This is a genomic window from Methylobacter sp. (assembly GCF_030680395.1).
Lineage (GTDB): Bacteria > Pseudomonadota > Gammaproteobacteria > Methylococcales > Methylomonadaceae > Methylobacter_A.
Map to the genome: position 1 here is coordinate 108,078 of NZ_JAUXVR010000006.1, position 19,814 is coordinate 127,891.

Annotated in this window: 17 protein-coding genes; 5 read left to right on the plus strand and 12 right to left on the minus strand. The window is 50.2% G+C overall.

Annotation, left to right across the window (positions count from 1 at the left end; translation table 11 throughout):
- Positions 1-31 precede the first annotated feature (31 nt).
- The 11 genes from Q8L79_RS01820 to Q8L79_RS01870 form a co-directional block, all read right to left on the minus strand.
- The gene (locus tag Q8L79_RS01820) at positions 32-262 is read right to left on the minus strand and encodes a succinate dehydrogenase assembly factor 2 (RefSeq protein WP_305267512.1); all 231 of its coding nucleotides are present in this window, start codon (positions 260-262) and stop codon (positions 32-34) included.
- Entirely contained in the window at positions 262-1,047 is a 786-nt protein-coding gene (locus Q8L79_RS01825; RefSeq protein WP_305267514.1) for a succinate dehydrogenase iron-sulfur subunit, read from the minus strand. The genes Q8L79_RS01820 and Q8L79_RS01825 overlap by 1 nt, the downstream gene beginning before the upstream one ends.
- The gene (sdhA, locus tag Q8L79_RS01830) at positions 1,047-2,831 is read right to left on the minus strand and encodes a succinate dehydrogenase flavoprotein subunit (protein ID WP_305267516.1); all 1,785 of its coding nucleotides are present in this window, start codon (positions 2,829-2,831) and stop codon (positions 1,047-1,049) included. The genes Q8L79_RS01825 and sdhA overlap by 1 nt, the downstream gene beginning before the upstream one ends.
- A 3-nt stretch (positions 2,832-2,834) precedes the next feature.
- Entirely contained in the window at positions 2,835-3,215 is a 381-nt protein-coding gene (sdhD, locus tag Q8L79_RS01835; RefSeq protein ID WP_305267517.1) for a succinate dehydrogenase, hydrophobic membrane anchor protein, read from the minus strand.
- On the minus strand, positions 3,205-3,594 hold the full coding sequence (sdhC, locus tag Q8L79_RS01840; RefSeq protein ID WP_305267519.1) for a succinate dehydrogenase, cytochrome b556 subunit: 390 nt from the start codon (positions 3,592-3,594) through the stop codon (positions 3,205-3,207). Before sdhC ends, sdhD begins: the two co-directional genes overlap by 11 nt.
- A gap of 282 nt (positions 3,595-3,876) precedes the next feature.
- Positions 3,877-7,122 (minus strand): efflux RND transporter permease subunit, encoded by a 3,246-nt coding sequence (locus Q8L79_RS01845; RefSeq protein WP_305267522.1) that lies wholly within the window; start codon positions 7,120-7,122, stop codon positions 3,877-3,879.
- Complete coding sequence (locus tag Q8L79_RS01850; RefSeq protein ID WP_305267524.1) at positions 7,122-8,207, minus strand: efflux RND transporter periplasmic adaptor subunit; 1,086 nt, start codon at positions 8,205-8,207, stop codon at positions 7,122-7,124. Before Q8L79_RS01850 ends, Q8L79_RS01845 begins: the two co-directional genes overlap by 1 nt.
- A gap of 83 nt (positions 8,208-8,290) precedes the next feature.
- On the minus strand, positions 8,291-9,691 hold the full coding sequence (locus Q8L79_RS01855) for a TolC family protein (RefSeq protein WP_305267526.1): 1,401 nt from the start codon (positions 9,689-9,691) through the stop codon (positions 8,291-8,293).
- Positions 9,681-9,875: a hypothetical protein gene (locus tag Q8L79_RS01860; RefSeq protein WP_305267528.1), complete on the minus strand. Its 195-nt coding sequence runs from the start codon at positions 9,873-9,875 to the stop codon at positions 9,681-9,683. Before Q8L79_RS01860 ends, Q8L79_RS01855 begins: the two co-directional genes overlap by 11 nt.
- 271 nt (positions 9,876-10,146) lie before the next feature.
- On the minus strand, positions 10,147-10,347 hold the full coding sequence (locus tag Q8L79_RS01865) for a DUF2892 domain-containing protein (protein ID WP_104429437.1): 201 nt from the start codon (positions 10,345-10,347) through the stop codon (positions 10,147-10,149).
- A gap of 1 nt (position 10,348) precedes the next feature.
- On the minus strand, positions 10,349-11,629 hold the full coding sequence (locus Q8L79_RS01870) for an NAD(P)/FAD-dependent oxidoreductase (protein WP_305267534.1): 1,281 nt from the start codon (positions 11,627-11,629) through the stop codon (positions 10,349-10,351).
- A 357-nt stretch (positions 11,630-11,986) separates the two neighbouring features.
- On the opposite strand from Q8L79_RS01870, the gene Q8L79_RS01875 reads away from it, so the two are divergent.
- The 5 genes from Q8L79_RS01875 to Q8L79_RS20095 all read left to right on the plus strand — a co-directional run bounded on the left by Q8L79_RS01875 (position 11,987) and on the right by Q8L79_RS20095 (position 16,967).
- Entirely contained in the window at positions 11,987-13,549 is a 1,563-nt protein-coding gene (locus Q8L79_RS01875) for a cytochrome ubiquinol oxidase subunit I (RefSeq protein ID WP_305267537.1), read from the plus strand.
- Complete coding sequence (gene cydB / locus Q8L79_RS01880; protein WP_370869862.1) at positions 13,549-14,685, plus strand: cytochrome d ubiquinol oxidase subunit II; 1,137 nt, start codon at positions 13,549-13,551, stop codon at positions 14,683-14,685. Before Q8L79_RS01875 ends, cydB begins: the two co-directional genes overlap by 1 nt.
- Before the next feature lie 9 nt (positions 14,686-14,694).
- Entirely contained in the window at positions 14,695-15,267 is a 573-nt protein-coding gene (cydX, locus tag Q8L79_RS01890) for a cytochrome bd-I oxidase subunit CydX (protein ID WP_370869856.1), read from the plus strand.
- A 525-nt stretch (positions 15,268-15,792) separates the two neighbouring features.
- The gene (locus Q8L79_RS01895; RefSeq protein ID WP_305267541.1) at positions 15,793-16,167 is read left to right on the plus strand and encodes a DUF3597 domain-containing protein; all 375 of its coding nucleotides are present in this window, start codon (positions 15,793-15,795) and stop codon (positions 16,165-16,167) included.
- A gap of 83 nt (positions 16,168-16,250) precedes the next feature.
- Entirely contained in the window at positions 16,251-16,967 is a 717-nt protein-coding gene (locus Q8L79_RS20095; protein WP_370869857.1) for a YidB family protein, read from the plus strand.
- 392 nt (positions 16,968-17,359) lie between these two features.
- On the opposite strand, the gene Q8L79_RS01910 is transcribed toward Q8L79_RS20095, so the two are convergent.
- On the minus strand, positions 17,360-19,813 hold the full coding sequence (locus tag Q8L79_RS01910; RefSeq protein WP_305267542.1) for an EAL domain-containing protein: 2,454 nt from the start codon (positions 19,811-19,813) through the stop codon (positions 17,360-17,362).
- Position 19,814: the final 1 nt, after the last annotated feature.

The following is a 19,814-nucleotide window of genomic DNA, read 5'->3' on the forward strand; positions in this document are numbered from 1 at the left end:
TCGCAGTCAAGTAGGATGCTCCATGTCCATCTTACTTAGTTATTCTATTAACAAAACTTTCCATTTCTTTCGCTTCCAACTTCCAATTCCCCATCAAAATCGCGATCAACATATCATCCTCCATCCCCAACAACTCAACAAACAACTCCCTCTCCCCTTGATCCGCCACCAAATACCCCGTTTCCAAATACCGGTTCAACAGAAAATCCAGCTCCTTAGTCCCCCGCCGACATTGCCACTTTAATCGAGCCAGCTCGTCCATCAGCCCAACTTTCTCTGAACCAACAGTTTCTTGGTTTCGGCAATCGCCTTGGCCGGATTCAAGCCCTTGGGACAGGTATCGGTACAATTCATAATCGTATGGCAACGGTACAATTTAAACGGGTCTTCCAGTTCGTCCAGCCTCTCGCCGGTGTTTTCATCGCGGCTGTCGACCAGCCAGCGGTAAGCTTGCAGCAAGACCGCAGGACCCAGGTAACGCTCGCTGTTCCACCAATAACTGGGACAACTGGTTGAGCAACAGGCGCACAGAATACAGTCGTATAATCCATCCAGTTTTTCCCGGTCTTCCTTGCTTTGCAGACGTTCGACGTCGGCAGGCGGCGGGGTTTGGGTTTCTATCCACGGCTTGATCGAGGCGTATTGAGCAAAGAAATGGGTCATATCCGCCACCAGATCCTTAACAACCGACATGTGCGGCAACGGATAAATTTTGATGGTGCCGGTATAAGAGTCGATGGCTTTGGTGCAGGCCAGCGAGTTTTTACCGTTGATGGTCATCGCGCAGGAGCCGCACACCCCTTCGCGGCAAGAACGCCGGAAGGTTAAGCTGCTGTCGATTTCGTTTTTGATTTTCAGGATAGCGTCCAGCACCATCGGGCCGCAACTGTCCATATCCAACTCAAACGTATCGATGCGCGGGATTTCTGAGGAGGAGGGGTCCCAACGATACACTTCAAACCGGCGGATGTTTTTTGCGCTGACAGGCGCTTTAAAGGTTTTTCCTTCGATTAAAACCGAGTTTTTCGGCAGGGTAAATTCAGCCATTAGTACACCCTCTCTTTTGGTGGAATTACGTCAACATCGTCGGTTAATGTATACATGTGTACCGGCCTGTAATCGATTTTAACCTGATCGTCGATTAACCAGGTCAGGGTGTGCTTCAGCCAGTTTTCGTCGTCGCGCTTCGGGTAATCTTCCCGTGCATGGCCGCCTCGGCTCTCGGTTCGGTTGCCTGCCGCGTTGATCGCCACGGTGGCTTGGCTGAGCAGGTTATCCAGCTCCAGCGTTTCGACCAGATCGGTATTCCAGATCAACGATTTATCGGACACTTTGACGTCGGCAAAGGTTTTTCTGACGTCCGCCATTGCGTTGACGCCTTCGGTCAGCGTGGCGCCGGTTCTGAACACCGCCGCTTTGGCTTGCATGACTTTTTGCATGTCCAAGCGAATATCGGCGGTACTACGGCTGCCGTTGGCATTGCGGATTTTATCGAAACGGGCGATGGCTTTGTCGCAAGCAGTGCTCGCCAGCGGTTTTTGCTTTGATCCCGGTTTGATCAGTTCTGCACAGCGTATCGCGGCGGAACGACCGAACACCACCAGATCGAGCAGCGAGTTTGAGCCCAAGCGGTTCGCGCCATGCACGGAAACGCAGGCCGCCTCGCCAATCGCCATCAAGCCCGGCACTACGCTATCGGGATCGTCGCCCTTCAAGGTCACAACTTCGGCTTTGTAATTGGTCGGAATGCCGCCCATGTTGTAATGCACGGTTGGCAGCACCGGAATCGGTTGTTTGGTCACATCGACATTGGCAAAAATCCGCGAGGTTTCGGAAATCCCCGGCAAGCGTTCGTGAATAATGGCAGGATCAAGATGCTCGATATGCAAATAGAGGTGATCTTTCAGCGGGCCTACACCGCGGCCTTCGTGAATTTCAATGGTCATTGCGCGACTGACCACATCGCGTGAAGCTAAGTCTTTGGCGGATGGCGCATAGCGTTCCATGAAACGCTCGCCTTGCGAGTTGGTCAGATAACCGCCCTCGCCTCTTACGCCTTCGGTGATCAAGCAACCTGCGCCGTAAATGCCGGTCGGGTGAAACTGGATGAACTCCATATCCTGCAACGGCAAACCGGCGCGTAATACCATCGCGTTGCCGTCGCCGGTCACGGTATGCGCCGAGGTGCAGGAAAAAAACGTGCGCCCGTAGCCGCCGGTCGCCAATACGGTCATTTGGGATTTAAATAAATGCAGGGAGCCGTCATCCAGACACCAGGCTAACACCCCGCGACATTCGCCGTCCTCCATAATCAAATCCAGCGCGATGTATTCAACGAAGAATTCGGCTTTATGTTTTAGCGACTGCTGATACAAGGTATGCAAAATGGCGTGACCGGTTTTGTCGGCCGCCGCGCAAGTGCGTTGCGCTTGGCCTTTGCCGAAATGTGTGGTCATGCCGCCGAACGCGCGCTGATAGATTTTGCCGTCGGCGGTACGTGAAAACGGCACACCGTAATGTTCCAACTCGATCACGGCGGGGATGGCTTCGCGGCACATGTATTCAATCGCATCCTGATCGCCCAGCCAATCGGAGCCTTTGACCGTATCGTACATGTGAAAACGCCAGTCGTCTTCGCCCATATTGCCCAGCGCCGCGCTGATACCGCCTTGAGCTGCGACAGTATGGCTGCGGGTTGGAAAGACCTTGGTGATACAGGCGGTTTTAAGGCCTTTTTCCGCCATCCCCAAGGTAGCGCGCAACCCTGCGCCGCCCGCGCCTACTACAACCACATCGTAAGCATGTTCAATAATTTTATAGTCTGCGGACATGAATCACCCTATCGATACAATGCGAAACACGGCCAGCAAAGCCGCAATCGCCAAAAACAAAAAAAACAGATTTACGGCCCAGATTGAGATGATTTTGGGGCCTTCGGCGGCGACATAATCTTCAATTACTACCTGCAAACCCAACGCGGCGTGGTAGAAAGCGGCGATGATCCACACCACGATGCAGATACTATTAATCGGCGATGTCAGCCAATCTAAGGTTTGTTGATAGGGAGCCGTCAAGCTCAGCCCCAGAAATTTGATCAGCCAAAAAGACAACGGAATCAGCGCTACGGCAGTGACGCGCTGCATCCACCAGTGACCGGTTCCGCTTTTTGCAGAACCCAAGCCCTTAGCCCTGGATAAAGGCGTTCTATAATCCATAATACCCCCACACAAAAGTCATCAAAGTCAGTGTCAGTGAAGCGACCAGTTCAATCATCGCGTATCGGTTTAGCGTTTCAAGTTCAAAGCTGTTGCCTGCATCCCAAATCAAATGCCGAACGCCATGGCACAAATGGAAAAACAGCGCGTAAACAAAGCCCCAGCACACCAGTTTGAGCAGCCACAGATTCATGACTTCCTGCATTGCGGCGTACGAATCCGCACCGCCTGCCAGCGCCGAGATAACATAAACAAATAAGATCAAACCGGCTGTGAGCATAACGCCGGTCATGCGGTGAGTGATGGAAATAATGCCTGTTAAAGGCAATCTGTAGACTTGCAGATGCGGGGATGTGGGTCTGTTAGTATTTATCGCCATAGTGTTATCCGGTTGTTGTGTTTACCCAATGATCTTCCAAATCAAAAATCGATGCAATAACCGTAGCGCTGAGGAGACTCCAGCTCTTGTTTTAGCCTTCTTTGCCCGTTGCGGCAACGAAGGCTATTAAACTACATTACTACGTGCATCAGCTGGATTATGTTGTACCACATATTGCAAATGCCCGCTAAGGTAAAAACCGGGATTTATAGCCGGTGAATTCAACCTGTAAATCTGAAAAATATTGCTAATACCCCTCAAAATACACAATGCGATAAAAAATCACTCTTCTTTATTAATCAAAAAATAAACCACCGGAATCACCAGCAATGAAAACAAGGTCGAAGCAAAAATGCCGAAGATAAAGCTCCACGCCAGCCCTGAAAAGATCGGGTCCAGGATAATCACAAACGCGCCGAACATGGCCGCTCCGGCAGTCAGAAATATCGGCCGCAAACGAATCGCACCGGCTTCAATCAGGGCTTCTGCAAGCGACATATCGGCACGGGCGCGGATGCGTTCGATAAAATCGATCAGGATAATCGAGTTGCGTACTACGATACCCGCCAAGGCGATCATGCCGATCATTGCCGTGGCGGTGAAATAGATCGGGTTCGGGTAGCCTGCAACAGGCGCAGCAAACAGATTAAGCACCCAAAAGCCCGGCATGATGCCGATGACGGTCAGCGGGATGGCGATCATCATCACCAACGGCACGCTCAATGATCCGGTTTGACCGACCAGCAGCACATAGATCATCACCAACGCGGCCGCAAAGGCCAAGCCAAGGTCGCGAAATACATCGACGGTGATTTTCCATTCGCCCTCTCCCGCTAACTCGGCGCTATAACCTTCCGGCAAGGGGCGCTCGGCCAGCACCTCATTCAGATCGAAAACCGCTTCTACCGGGCTTCGCCCGGCCATTCCGGCAACAACATAATTTACCCGTTGCAGGTTCTTGTGAAAAATAGGCTGGTCTTCGGTTTCTATATTCGCGCTGCCTATTTCACTTAACGGTATCAGATCACCCTGCCCGGTTTTAACCCGCAACGCCAATAAATCGGCAACGGACGAGCGTAGCGCGCGCGGCAGTTGCAGGGTGATTTCCAGCGGTTGGCGTTCACTGTCGATATGAACAATGCCGACCGTCTGGCCTGCGGCGGCAATGCGCAGTGTTTCTGCAACTTGCGCGACACTGATGCCGGACAAGGCGGCTTTCTCCCGATCCAGATGAAAATGCACCTTGTCATGTTGCGCTTCGGAATAATCGTCGACATCGACCACGCCTTCGGTTTTTTCCATATCGGCCCGGACGCGTTTGGATACGGCGACCAAACTGTCAATGCCGGCTTCAGGCGGCCCATAAACTTCAGCAACCAGATCGGAAAGCACCGGCGGCCCCGGCGGAATCTCCACAATTTTAAGGTTTGCGCCGTATTGCTTACCGAGCCGTTCTATTTCGGGCCGGATACGCAGAGCGATTTCGTGCGATTGCTGCTCACGCCGGTCTTTGGCTAATAGATTGATTCTGACTTCACCGACATAGCCGCCGCTACGCAAATAATAATGCCGAACCATACCGTTAAAATCCATCGGCGCGGCCAAACCGGTATAGGTTTGATAATCGGTGACTTCGTTGACGGTGGCAAGATAGCTGCCCAAGGCGTGCGCGACTTCATCGGTTTGCTCAAGCGTCGAGCCGCGCGGCATATCGATCATGATTTGCAGTTCGTTTTTATTGTCGAACGGCAATAACTTGAGCGGAACGGCGCGGGTAACAGCCAGCAGGGTCGAGCCGACAAAGGCTATCAGTACGATCAGCAAGAATAACTTGGCGCGTCCCGAAGTCGCCAGCAAAGGCCCGAGCGCCGCGCGATAAGTCCGATAGATAAAAGTCTGTTTAAGCTCTAACGGCGCTTCGTCGCTGTGGTTGTGATATTCGCTTTGCAGCAGTTTGAAACTCGCCCAAGGCGTCACGGTAAAGGCAACGATCAGGGAAACAATCATCGCTATCGGCACGTTAAAAGCCATCGGCGCCATGTACGGCCCCATCATGCCGGTAATAAAAAACATCGGCAGAAATGACACTATGACAGTAAAAGTAGCCAGAATGGTTGGCGGCCTGACTTCATCGACCGCGGTCAACAGTGCTTGAAGCGGCGATTCCTTGCGTAATTTATAGTGCCTGTGGATGTTTTCGACATCGACGATCGGGTCGTCGACCAGCAGACCCAGCGACAGAATCAACGCAAACAGGGTGACCCGGTTGATGGTGTAGCCGGAGATATAATCCAGCAACAAGGTCAGCGCCAGGGTCATCGGCACCGCGATCGACACGATAAACGACTCTTTCAGCCCCAGCGAAAATGCCAGCAGCACCACGATAATCACGATCGCAAAACTCAAATGCTTAACCAGTTCGTTGACTTTGTGGTTGGCGGTTTCGCCGTAATCGCGGCTGATGCTCAGCAAAACATCCTCGGGGATCAAGGTGCCGTGCAGTTTTTCTGCGGTGGCGATAACCGCTTCGGCGACATTCACCGCATTGCTGCCTTTACGCTTGGCGACGGCAAGGGTGACCATCTGCCGCTCCTGCCCGACTTGCGGCTTGTTGCCGGTGGCGTGGCCTATCGTCGGCATCTCATCAACCGCAGGGCCGAAGCCGATGCGGGTGTAATGATCGACATCGGCCGGGCCGTCTTCAATGCGCGCCACATCGCGCAGGTAAACAGGCCGCCCTGCAACGCTTTTAATGACGGTCGCGCCGACTTCGTCCGACGACTCAAAATGCGGCCCGGCTTCCAGCAGGATTTCACGGTTGCCGCGTTCAATATTGCCGACTTGCAGATTGACGTTGGCATTAGCCAGCGCCTGGGTAATTTCAAGCAAGGTTACGCCGTGCGCAGCCAGTGCGGCCGGATTCGCATAGATAGAAACCCGCCGCTGTTCGCCGCCGACAACCCAGCTTTTACCGACATCGCCGACACTTCTCAGCGAGATAATCAGCTCGTCGGCGATACGACGCAAGGCCATCGAATCGTACAATTCATTCTGCGCGGACAGCGTCAGCAACACGATGGGCACGTTATCGATTTCAACCGGCGACACTTTCCAGTGCGTTACGCCCGGCGGAATCAGGTTCTGGTTGGACATCAGCCTGTCCCAGGTCTTGACCAGGCTGTCCTCAAAATCCTGGCCGACGAAATAACGCACGGTAACAAGCGCCGCACCGGGTTTGGAGACGGAATATACATATTCGACGCCTTCAAGCTGTTTGAGCAAAACTTCCAGCGGCGTGGCGACCAGTTTTTCGACTTCTTCGCTGGAAGCGCCCGGATATTCAACCAGCACGTCCATCACCGGCACGACGATCTGCGGGTCTTCTTCGCGGGGCGTCAGGATCAGCGCCGCCGCTCCCGCCAACAGCGAAATGATCAGGAACAGGATGGACAGTTGGGAGGTGGTAAAGATTTCGACAATTTTGGTCGTCAATCCACGCTTGGGGCTTTGGTTTTGCAGGTCGTCCATTATTGTGCCTGCTGCGGATGGATTAGGACGGTTTCACCGGCATGCAGACCGGAAATAACCTCAATCCGGTCGCCAAAGGTTTTGCCGGTTCTGATATGGCGCATCAGCTGTCGGCCTTCCGATAATACCTTGACCACTTCCAGTTGACCGATATGTTGCACGGCACTGGCGGGAATCAATAAGGCTTCGTGTTGACCGCACGCTTGTTCCAGCCAGCCGAAATATCCCGGTTGCAAGCCAGTCATTGCAGGCAGTGCGATTTTAATCAGCTGGGTGCGGGTTTGCGGGTCGACTTCGGGACTGACCTCGTCAATTTGCGCGCTGGTTGTCAGGCCCAGGCTGTCGATGCGCACTTTAACATCCATGCCGACGCTGTAACGTCCGGCGCAGGTGCTCGGCACATCGGCTTCAAGCCTTAAGCCTTGCGGCGTTTGTAAAGTCACCACGGGTACGCCGGGCAATCCCATATCGCCGGGTTCTTTAAGACGCTTCACAACAATACCGTCAAAAGGCGCAAGTAACACCGTATCGGCCAAATGCGATCTGATTTCAGCGACAGAGCTTGCGGCCTGATTGACACCGGCTTGCACCTCTTTTGCCCTGGCGACTACGGCATCAAAATTTTCCCGGGTCGCAGCTTCTTTGCTGTACAAGCTGCGGGTGCGCTGTTCATCTGCTTTGGCGCGGCTTGCCTGGGCATTGGCTCCGGCAAGCGCTGCCAGTGCTGCATTTTCCTGAGCCTTAACATCGCGTTCATCGAGTCGGGCGATGACGTCGCCTTTTTTGACTTTGTCGCCTGCATTGACCTTGATCTCGATAATCCGAGCTGTCATTTTGGGGGCTATATTGGCAACGGTTCTTGATCTTACCGTGCCCGGCCATGCCAGAATATCGTCCACCTGCTTTTTTTCGACAACAGCCGTGTCACTTTTCTGCGTGTTTGAAGCGCTAGCCAACGGACTTGATCCGGGCGGCACTTTGCTGACAAAACTGCCCTGCATATAAAGCATTAGCAGAATCAAGGCTAAAACGGCTACGGAAATAGTAACAATTTTGTTGATATTTTTGGGTTCGGTTTGAGACATAAGGTTTCCTTTGTCTTAAAAAACATTTGTCCACGAAAGACACGAAAAATTATCGTTCCCACGCTCCGGCGTGGGAGCGATAGTTATTTCCAATCGCCGACTGCTTTTTTCAATGCAGCTTCAGCGCTCAAGGCATCGTAATGCGCTGCAATCGTGTTGGAGTGGGCTTTATTCCTGGCAACCTCCGATTCGATATAACGGGTAACCGTGACTGTTTCAGCCCGTCTTTCCTCATTAACCAGTCTTAACGCTTCGTCGGCAGCTCGCACCGATGCTTCGGTAACGCGCATGCGCGCCAAGGCTTCTTCCAGTTTCAGGAACGCAATTTTGACTTCCTGCTCGATGGCCAGTTTGGTTTTGCGTTCCGTTTCCCGTGCTTCGGCGGCTTTTCGCTCCGCAGCGCTGACGCGATTTTTGGTTTCCAGCCCGGAAAATAAATCCATTTCGACGCTGACTCCAGCGGTGACGTTATCTTTGCTACCCGAAAATCCGGGGGATTGGCTGTTTTGACCGTAACTGACATAAGCATCCGCTTTAGGCAAATAAGCGCCCTGCTCGCTTTTGATCCGGCGCTGGCTGATGTCCACCTGATTGGCGGCCGCTTTAACTTCCGGACGTTGCGTCATCGCAAGTTCAAGCAAGTCATTAAACGATGTCGTCAACTTGGGTTCGGGCAGCGTCGAAGACGTCGATGCGACAGTAAACGCTTGCTCCGCAGATAGACCCAGCAAGGTAGCGATGCCGGTTTTAGCCAGCTCGATGCCGTTGGCGGCCCTGATTTGGGCTTCCTGGGCTTCAGCCGCTTTCACTTCCAGCGATAAAACATCGGATTTAAGGACGGTTCCGGCCTCATACCGCAGTTTCGTTTGCTTTAACTCGCTGGCAATTGCCGAAATGGAATCTTGCGCAACTTTATGCGCTTCCTGCGCGGCCAAATACGCATAATAGGAAGCAGTTACAGCTTCAATCAACGCATTACGCACTGACGAGCGTTCAAATTCAGCCGCGCTTATGCCCAACTCCGCCGCTTTGCTGTTTTGGTAATCCTGACCGCCACGAAACAAAGACAGTTTTCCTATGATTTCGGGGCGAAAGTTTTGTCGATAACCGGGATTGTTAATGTTATTGATCGAGTTGGCATTAAAATCCCGTTGCGCCACAATCATCGAAAAGACTTGCGCAGGATTGTTGGAATGATCGTAGCCGACCTTGGCGGTGACTTGCGGATAAAACGCAGACAGTGCCACGCCTAACTGGGCTTCGGCTTGGCTGATGCGTTCCGTGGCGATTTGCAGATCGGGATTGTTGCTTAATGCGTAATCAATAGCCTGATCCAACGTAAAAGACTGGCTGGTCGATTTTTCCGGGGCCGTTTTTTCGGCAGGATTTTTGGAAACATGATCCGCTACGGCTGGCAAGTTCGATAGTATGAATATCGGTAATAGACTTAATGCCAGTTTGTTTTTTATTGTTTTAAGCATCATCTTCACGTACCTGTGTCAGGTTTAACAATACCCATTTAAAATTTATATTCACCACGAAAGCATGAACGCCTGCACGGACAGGAAATGATCCAGTCATTTCTCTGCATTCCCCACATCCCTGTGGGTTATGCAGGAGGTAGAGCAACTCAGGGCAGAAAAATGCTCCTGCATTTTCTGCATTCATTACATCCATGTAACTTAGCAGTTGCCGAGAGCACGACGGATTATGCTTTTCGGCTTCCGATCTTAAGGCAGAACAAGTTACTAAGGCATACACATTAATTTAAGCAATTACCATGAAGAGCATGAAGGACATGAAGAGTTAAATCCTTCATGTCCTTCATGCTCTTCATGGTTTAAAAATAAAACTTGCGGAGTATTTTTCATAGTCATTCCTAACCCGCTTTTTCTTCGTGTCCTTCGTGCCTTCGTGGTGAAAATATAACTCTAAACAATCAGAATGCACTACCCGGCTTAACGCCCAACTTTTTAAGTATGATGGCCATCGGGCAAAACCCCGTAAATGCCGATTGCAATAAATTGGCGCCGACAAAAGCAGTGAACCATAGCCACAACTCGGAATGGTAATGCGCCAGCAACAAGCTGATCAGGATAAAACTGCCGGCAACGGCAAAAACGACGCGATCAATAGTCATCTTACTTTCCTTTTAACCGGACTACGCCTATTAATTTGAGCATCATCCTTTCGTAAAAAGGTTCACTGATGCCTTTTCTGATTTTACGCATGAAATATTTCTCGAAACCGATTTTAGCCAGATGCACCCATTTACCTTCCGCTGACCAAGTCACATTGCGCGGCGGAATTTGCGGCTTGGCCAGAAAAGCTACCCCGGAATCGCCAAAATCGGCCAAACATAAAGCATTCAACGTTGCTCTGTGGGTCGGTTCCTTGCCGGCCAATTCGTCGGCAATATTATGCGCGGCCGCAGTGACCATTGACTCGATCATATAGCCGGTTTTTGGCGCGCCGACCGGCACCGGCGTCGGCTCAATGGGCGGAATGGCAATGCAGACGCCGACCGAATAGATATTTTTAAAAGTACGATTGCGCTGATGCTCGTCCACCAAAACAAAGCCGCGCGGGTTAACCAGACCTTCAACGCCGACATTACGCACTGCGTCAACGCCGGTAAACGCGGGTAGCATCATTGAGTGTTTAAACGGCAGCTCATGTTTCTTCTTGTCCTTGCCGTCATCATCGACTTCCGTGACAAACATCATACCGGGTTCGATTTTGTCGACCTTGGCATTGGTTATCCATTTGATGGTCTTGTCGCGCAAGGCGCTTTCCAGCATACCTTTGGTATCGCCGACACCGCCTAAACCCAAGTGACCGATATAAGGTTCTGCGGTCACGAAAGTCATCGGTACTTTGTCGCGAATTTTTCTTTTGCGCAATTCGGTTTCAAGAATCATTAAATATTCATACGCAGGACCATAACAGGACGCCCCCTGAACCGCACCGATAATAATGGGGCCGGGATCTTCCATAAACTTGTCCCAATCTTTTACAGCAACCTCGGCATGATCGACATGACAGACTGATGAGGTATAACCCTCAGGCCCCAAACCGGGAACTTCATCAAAGGCCAGACGCGGCCCTGTAGCAATAATCAAAAAATCGTAAGCAACGGCTGAACCGTCATCCAGTTGAACCTGATTATTGACCGGATCGACTTTTGCTGCGGCTTTTTGAATAAATTCGATGCCTTTCTTTTTAAAAACCGGGGCTAATTCAATTTTCAACTCTTCAGGTGTTCGCCATTTCGGCGGAACCCAGGGATTTGACGGAACAAAATGAAAAGTCGGGCTGTCGGAAATCACGATGACATCATGATTTTTGCCTACCGTTTCTTTCATTTCATACGCCATTGGTACGCCGCCAATGCCTGCGCCTAGAATTACAATACGAGCCATGATACTTTCCTCATTAAGTAGTTATTATTACGTGCCTTGCATTTTTCAATTGACCCAAGGTCAATTGAAAATCCCGTTAAAGTGAACCGACACCAACACTGAGCAGTAAAAAGTCCCCGTAACCGATCAGACAAAAGTATCGAAAGCTTAAAAATAAATTTGTATATTAGAGAATATTAATAGACAGTAACACAATTCTATCTTAGCATCCAAGTCTAATTGTTAGAGTAAAACTCGGGCAAGAGTTGTTTTTTAAAATATTATTGGTTTAAATGCAAGAGACATTGATATACGTTATATCCAATGTCATTTATCTCAAGTTCTGATCCACAGGACGGCAACCCTTAGGTAAAATTTATGATTTCAGAGGCTGTGGTTGATTTATCGCGCTGGCAGTTTGCAGCAACTTCTCTATACCATTTTCTGTTTGTCCCGTTGACATTAGGATTGTCGTTTTTACTGGCGATTATGGAATCGACCTATGTCATGACCGGCAAGGAAATTTACAAGGATATGACCCAGTTCTGGGGGAAATTATTCGGGATTAATTTCGCACTGGGCGTGACGACCGGCCTGACCATGGAATTTCAATTCGGCATGAACTGGTCGTATTTCTCGCATTATGTCGGCGATATTTTCGGTGCGCCGCTTGCTATCGAAGGCTTGATGGCGTTTTTCCTGGAATCCACCTTTGTCGGCCTGTTCTTTTTCGGCTGGGATAAGTTAGGCAAAGGCCAGCATTTGCTGGTGACCTGGCTGGTTGCTTTAGGCAGCAACTTATCTGCATTATGGATTCTGGTCGCCAACGGCTGGATGCAATATCCGACTGGAGCGGATTTTAATTATGAAACCATGCGCATGGAGATTACCAGCTTTGGCGATCTGTTATTTAATCCGGCCGCTCAGGTTAAATTTGTCCATACCGTTGCCGCCGGCTACACCACGGCTTCTGTTTTCGTGCTGGGTATCAGTGCCTATTACATGCTTAAAGGCCGTGATGCGGCCTTTGCGCAACGCTCTTATACCATCGCCGCAGGCTTTGGACTGGCTGCCATCCTGTCGGTCATTGTGTTGGGCGATGAAAGCGGCTATACCGATGGCGAAGTACAAAAAACCAAACTGGCCGCTATTGAAGCCGAATGGCACACCGAAGCGCCACCCGCAGCATTTACTCTGATCGGCATTCCTGATCAGGAAGCTATGGAAACGCATTACGCCATAAAAATCCCCTGGGTATTGGGTTTGATCGGTACGCGTTCTATCGATGAGCCGATTACCGGTTTATCGGAGATTCTGGAAAAAAACCGTTTGCGCATTCGTGACGGCATGAAGGCCTATTCGCTGTTGCAAACATTAAGAGCGGGCAGCAAGGACCCCATTGTCCGTGCCGAGTTTGACCATTACAAACAGGACCTGGGTTATGGTCTGCTGCTCAAACGCTATACCGAAAACGTAGTCGACGCGACCGATCAACAAATAGAATTGGCAGCTCAATATTCAATACCCAGAGTTGTGCCTCTGTTTTGGACTTTCCGCATCATGGTGGCGTGCGGCTTTATTATGCTGGCGATATTTATTTTTGCGGTGATAGCCAGCTCAATTCGCAAATGCAGACAAACATGGTTGTTACGAGCAAGTCTTTATATGATGCCTTTACCCTGGATTGCCTCTGAATTGGGTTGGTTTGTGGCCGAGTTCGGTCGTCAGCCGTGGACTATTGCGGAGATTTTACCGACATTCTTAAGCACATCATCCCTGACCGAACTGGATATCTACCTGAGTTTGGCAGGCTACATCGGTTTATATACGGTATTTTTGATCATCGAAATGTTCTTGATGCTCAAGTTCATCAAGTTAGGTCCCAGCAGCCTGCACAAAGGCCGTTACCATTTTGAAATCGCCACAGGAGCATCACTATGATTTTCGATTATGAAACCATGCGCTTGATCTGGTGGGGCCTTTTAGGCGCTTTATTGATCGGCTTTGCCATTACCGACGGCTTTGATATGGGGGTAGCCATTCTTTTACCCTTTTTAGGCAAAAACGATACCGAACGTCGCGTTATTATTAATTCCATAGGCTCGGTCTGGGAAGGCAACCAGGTTTGGTTTATAACCGCGGGCGGCGCGTTGTTTGCGGCGTGGCCTGTCGCCTATGCCGTGGCCTTTTCAGGGTTTTATTTTGCGTTGTTGCTAACCTTGTTTGCGTTATTTTTGCGACCGATCGGCTTTGATTACCGCAGCAAATTACCCAGCCAAAAATGGCGCAACAACTGGGATATTGCATTATTTACAGGCGGCTTTGTACCGGCATTAATTTTCGGCGTGGCATTCGGCAATTTACTACAGGGCGTACCGTTCCATTTTGACAACGATATGCGTATTTTTTATACCGGTTCATTCTGGGCATTATTAAACCCTTTTGCCTTGGCGGCAGGACTGCTTAGCTTATCGATGCTGATTATGCACGGAGCGGTGTATTTGCAGCTCAAGACTGAGGGCGACATTAACCGGCGTTGTAAAAAAGTGGTCACTGTTTCAGCAATAACGGCTCTAGCCATTTTTGCAGTGGCGGGCATCTGGGTTGCTAACATTGATGGTTACCAGATCACCACTGAAGTTCTCCCTAACGCGCCGTCCAACCCGTTAGCAAAAATAGTGTCTAAAGCACCGGGATTATGGCTGGATAACTATGCGCATTATCCTGTGTTATGGGCTATTCCTGCCCTGGCGTTTGTTGCCGGCGCGATAACCATCGTACTGTCAAAAATTGAACGTCCGGGTCTGGCCTTTATCACCAGCTCATTAACATTGACTTCAATTATTTTAACTGCGGGCGTGTCGATGTTCCCTTTCCTGATGCCGTCAAGCTCGGCTGTAAATAGCTCTTTGACGGTGTGGGATGCCAGTTCCAGTCTGACCACTTTAAAAATCATGCTCTGGGCTACGGTGATTTTTTTACCTATCGTCCTTGTTTACACCACGTGGGTATTTCGTATATTGCGCGGCAAGGTAACGTCGGAACATATTCATCAGAACGATCATACGGTTTTTTAGGAGATTATTATGTGGTATTTCACTTGGATACTTGGATTATTACTGGCCTGCTCATTAGGCATTATCAACGTGCTGCGGCTGGAGGCTCAGGAAACATGGGATAAAGAACATATTCCCTTAGATCCGCTAACCCAGCTAATGACCAGAGACACGATGCTCGGCCGGTTAAAAGAAAAAATCGAGAACTCCAAACGCAACGGCTTTCCTTTTTCTATTCTTTTTATCAGTTTAAAGGATTTTAAAGCCAAAAATAATTTACCCGCTTTTGAAATGGACGCCGTATTACGTAGCGTGGCCGATTGTTTTCAAGACGACATCAGGGCTGGCGTTGATATTGCGGCAAGAATGGGTGAACAGGATTTTCTTATTGCGATGCCGGGTTCTCCATTGAAAAAAGCCGAGCAAATCGCGGCGCAGATTAAACAAGAAATTTTAGAGCGCGTTAAAGTGCCAGACCTGATTATTGAAGTGGCTACAGGGGTTGCGGAATATTCCACGCCCACTGTTCCTGAAGAATTTTCCGCTACAACAAACGAAGTGGATGAATTAATCAGAGTTGCAACAGCAAAGAGCGGCCTATAAATTCCTGTTTTTTTGCATCGCATATAGACTCAACACAACCGCGTATTACGGCTTTTTCACCCCTCCCGAGAGGGCTGGGGTGAAGGCTTTCAAAAATGCAAGAGGACTGCCGGATACGCCGTATCTATCGATAGCTTGCCACCCATCCATAAAGAACCATTCGACCGCATCCTTGTTACGTAAGCGACTGTTGGGAGAATAACCTTACTAACAGTGGGTGCTTTGGTGGCAAAGTATCCGGGACCGGTGCGGCAAGTTTAATCTAAACGGATAGGCATTCTTACATATTGTGTACTTAATTCTATATAGGTATCGTTAATTTACGGCCGGGGAAATAGATTAGCAATGCCCCCTTTACCTGTTGAATTTTGACCGGGAGTAAGCCTTGAGAAGCTCAGTACTTATTAGCGTTCCGAACCCATGACACGGGTCGAACCGATTCCGGCATAGCTTGATCTAAACAGTCGAATTTCACAAAGCATCAACCTTACTGCCACTCAACTATGCATTTTTAAAGGATCAGCCATGAGTCTGTTTAATTCCATTCTTGAAAAACTGGGCATTCGTAGTGCTGACGCTGCGAAAGCACCTGATGCAGGTCAACCAGCAACTGCTTCTGCCCCTGCTGCCGGAATTGCTGCGGTCGATGTCGTAGCCAAATTGGAAGGATTAGCCGCTTCCCATGCGGAAAAACTTAACTGGAAAGTTTCGATTGTCGATTTGTTAAAATTATTAGGGCTTGACAGCAGTTTAACCGCACGCAAAGAACTTGCGGCAGAATTGGGTTGTCCTGTGCAAGCAATGGCCGACTCATCCCAAATGAATATATGGCTGCATAAAACCGTCTTGCAAAAACTCGCACAGAACGGCGGTAATATCCCACCGGAGTTGTTGAACTAAACAGCTAAATTCGGGAACTTTATTCATTCCGGAACCGCACTGCTACGAGTTATCTTGTTCGAATTTCATTAGGAGAAAACCTTATGAGCTTTTTTACAGATATTGTTAAATCCGTCATCGGAGCCAATGATTCTTCAGCACAAACTGAAAACAAAACCCAAAATTTATTGAACGGCGCGTTGGGAATGCTGGAGAAAATGGGTGGCGTAGACGGGTTGGTTAAAAAATTTCAACAATCAGGCATGGGGGATGTTGCCTCGTCATGGGTTGGAACTGGAGAAAACAAAAGCATACAGCCCGATCAACTGGCCAATGTACTGGGCAAAGACCAGGTTGCTGAGCTTGCTCAACAGGCAGGCATCCCTGAATCTCAAGGCGCATCAGTGCTCTCACAAGTTTTACCCGCCATGGTCGACAAACTGACGCCGGAAGGAAAGGCGCCCGAATCAAGCAATCTCGCAACATGGGGCAAAGTGCTTCTGGGTGCAGCGGGGGCAGCGGGGGCAGCGGTTGTAGGGAAAGCGGCGGCTTCTTATTTCGGCAATAAAGAAGATGAGGAGCAATCGCCCATTTCCGGGCAACAAGCAACAAACGCAAGCGCCGCTGTTGCTGAGACAGGAATGGGATCGGCCGCTACGTCTGTTCGAACCTACACCGTATCCAGTGGCGATACGCTTTCTAAAATTGCCAAACAGTTCTACAGCGACGCCAATCAATGGCCACGTATTTTTGATGCGAATCGGGATATTTTAAACAACCCGGATCGCATATCTCCGGGCCAACATTTACGTATCCCTTAAAATCAGGCGCACTTAAAGCCGTTCCAGAATTAAAACAGGGCGTTTGTTAAGCTAAAACCAAGTGGGAAGGCGATGAAGAAAAAAGCCCTGTTGCAGGTCAAACAAAAGCCGACGCTTTCTGTGAGTGCATGTGGAATGAAACCCCGGAAGATTTCGATGGCGATTTAGCTAAATTTTCTGAATCAAAAAAAGGCGCAAAATCAAACAAGGTTTGTGAAAAATACTCAAACTGGCACGATTAAATTGGTCCGTTGAATGATGCTTGCGATCGAGCATCTCGTAGGGTGCAATAGCCGATTTATCGCATATTGCGCCCTATAATAATATCGCCATCCGACCACACGCTTACTTGACCGTAAGACTATCAGAGGTGTTTTGGCTCTACACGCCATTCACCAGCGTCGTTCTTCCCGTAACAGATCGATCAATTCGGTCTTGCACAAAGGACGGCTGACATAATAGCCCTGAGCCAGATCACCGCCATGGGTGCGCAGGAATTCAAGTTGCTCTTTAGTTTCTACGCCTTCAGCGACGACTTCGAGTCCGAGTTTTTTGCCTAGCGTAATGCTGGCCTCGACGATGGCCGCGTCATTAGTATCGTTGGTCATGTCGCGTATAAAACTCTGATCTATCTTAAGCGCATCCAACGGGAAGCGCTTAAGATAAGATAACGATGAATAGCCGGTACCGAAATCGTCGATAGCAATACGAACGCCCAGAGCCCGCAGTTTCTTAAGCGTCTCGGTTGCCGCTGCCGGATCCTGCATAACGATATTCTCGGTCATTTCCAGCTCTAGCGAATTCGGGGGCATGTTTTCCCGCTTCATAATACAGCTTACCTTGTGCAGCAATTCCGGGTCGTTGAACTGGGAAGCCGATACATTGACAGAAATACGCATGTTATGAAGCCCCATTTCCCTGAATTCGGCACAGGCCTGACTCAACACCCACTCGCCCACCGGTATGATCAATCCGGACTCTTCCAGCATTGATACAAAGCCTGCCGGCGATATCAGACCGCGTTGCGGATGCTGCCAGCGGATCAGCCCTTCCATGGCAATAATGCGGCCGGTACTAAGCTCCGCCTGAGGTTGGTAATAGACAACGAATTCATTATGTTTAAAGGCCAGACGCAGTTCGGTTTCCAGCGTCAGCAGTTCATGACTGCGCGCATTCATCTCCGGCGCATAAAAACGGTACTGGTTATGGCCCGCTACGACAGCCTGGTACATGGCCGTACCGGCATTGCGCAACAAGTCTTCGACGCCGTTACCATCATGCGGATAGAGTGCGATACCGGTACAGAAAGTGATGTAAGCTTCCTGCGCACCCAGCAACATCGGGCGCTCAAACGCGCCATAAACCTTGCGCAACACGGCTAATACATTTTCCGAGCGCGCCAGATCGCCCGCTATTATCACAAACTCGTCACCGCCGTGGCGGGCAACCGTATCGTTAGGGCGCAAAGCGGCCTGCAACCTATCGGCAATCTGCTGGAGCAAGGTATCGCCGATCGTATGCCCCATGCTGTCATTGATCCTTTTAAAGTTATCCATATCCATAAACAATACGGCAACGGAATTATTGGCATGCCGGGCGCGCTCCACTTCTGCACTCAGCCGGTCCATTAGCAGAACCCGGTTCGGCAGACCGGTCAGCGTATCGTGGGTAGCCTGATGCTGCAATTCGGCTTCAAAACGTTTGCGTTCGGAAATATCGCGGGCAATCGTGGACAGGTATTCGACCTCGCCGGCTGCATCGCGATGCACCAGCAGGACTTGCGACACCGGGACTTCTATTTCGTCCATACGCAGCAAGGCGGTTTCACCGGACCAACTGCCGGTACGGTAGGCGACAGGCCATGCTTCGCTCTGCAATTGCTGCTTTATGCGTTCCGGAAACAGCTCTGTCAGGCAAAATTTGCTGATATCCACCTTCGGATCGAGGCCAAGCAAGCGATAACCGGCATTATTTAGATAATTCAGGCAACCGCCGAGATCGAGAATCGCAACCAAGTCAGTCGTGGCCTCCAGAATAGCGACCAGCTGGGCGCGCGCTTCGTCGGCTTTGACGCGTTCTGTGATATCGCGGCCCGTAGAAACCAAGTGGGTCACACGCCCCTGCTCGTCCTTCAAGGGCGTGATGACTTTCTCCTCATAAAACAATTCGCCATCCTTTCTGCGATTGATCAAGGTTCCCCTGAATATCTCGCCCTTGGTCACCGTTTCCCAGATAGCCTGATAAAAAGCCTGATCATGGTGACCGGATTTCACCAATGAAGGTTTACCGTCTACTGCTTCGGCTCGTCCATAGCCGGTCATTCGCTCGAAGGCCGGATTGACATATTCGATAAAGCCGCGAGGGTCGGTAATGAGGACACTGTCGGCCGCCTGTTCTACTACCAGGGACAGTATGCGCACGCTCTGTTCGGCCTGACGACGCTCCCGGCGCTGTTGCGCTTCTTCAAGTTCACGCGTCACCGCGGGCATCAGGCGCGACAGGTTCCCTTTCATAACGTAGTCCTGAGCGCCGGACTTCATCGCTTTTACGGCCGTATTTTCACCAATCGTGCCCGACACAAAGATGAAAGGAAGATCGAGGTCGTGTTGCCTGACCACTTCCAGAGCCCGCATCCCACTTAAATGGGGCATGGTATAATCGGACAGCACAACATCCCAATGCTGTTGCAGTGCTTCGGTTAAAGCCTGTTCCGTCTCAACCCGTTGCCAATCGACAGGCCGCTCTCCATCTATCTCCAATTGATCCACTAACAGCAAGGTATCATCTTCGGAATCTTCAACGATCAGAGTGCGCAATGGTTGTGTCGTATTTATCGGCTTCTGCATA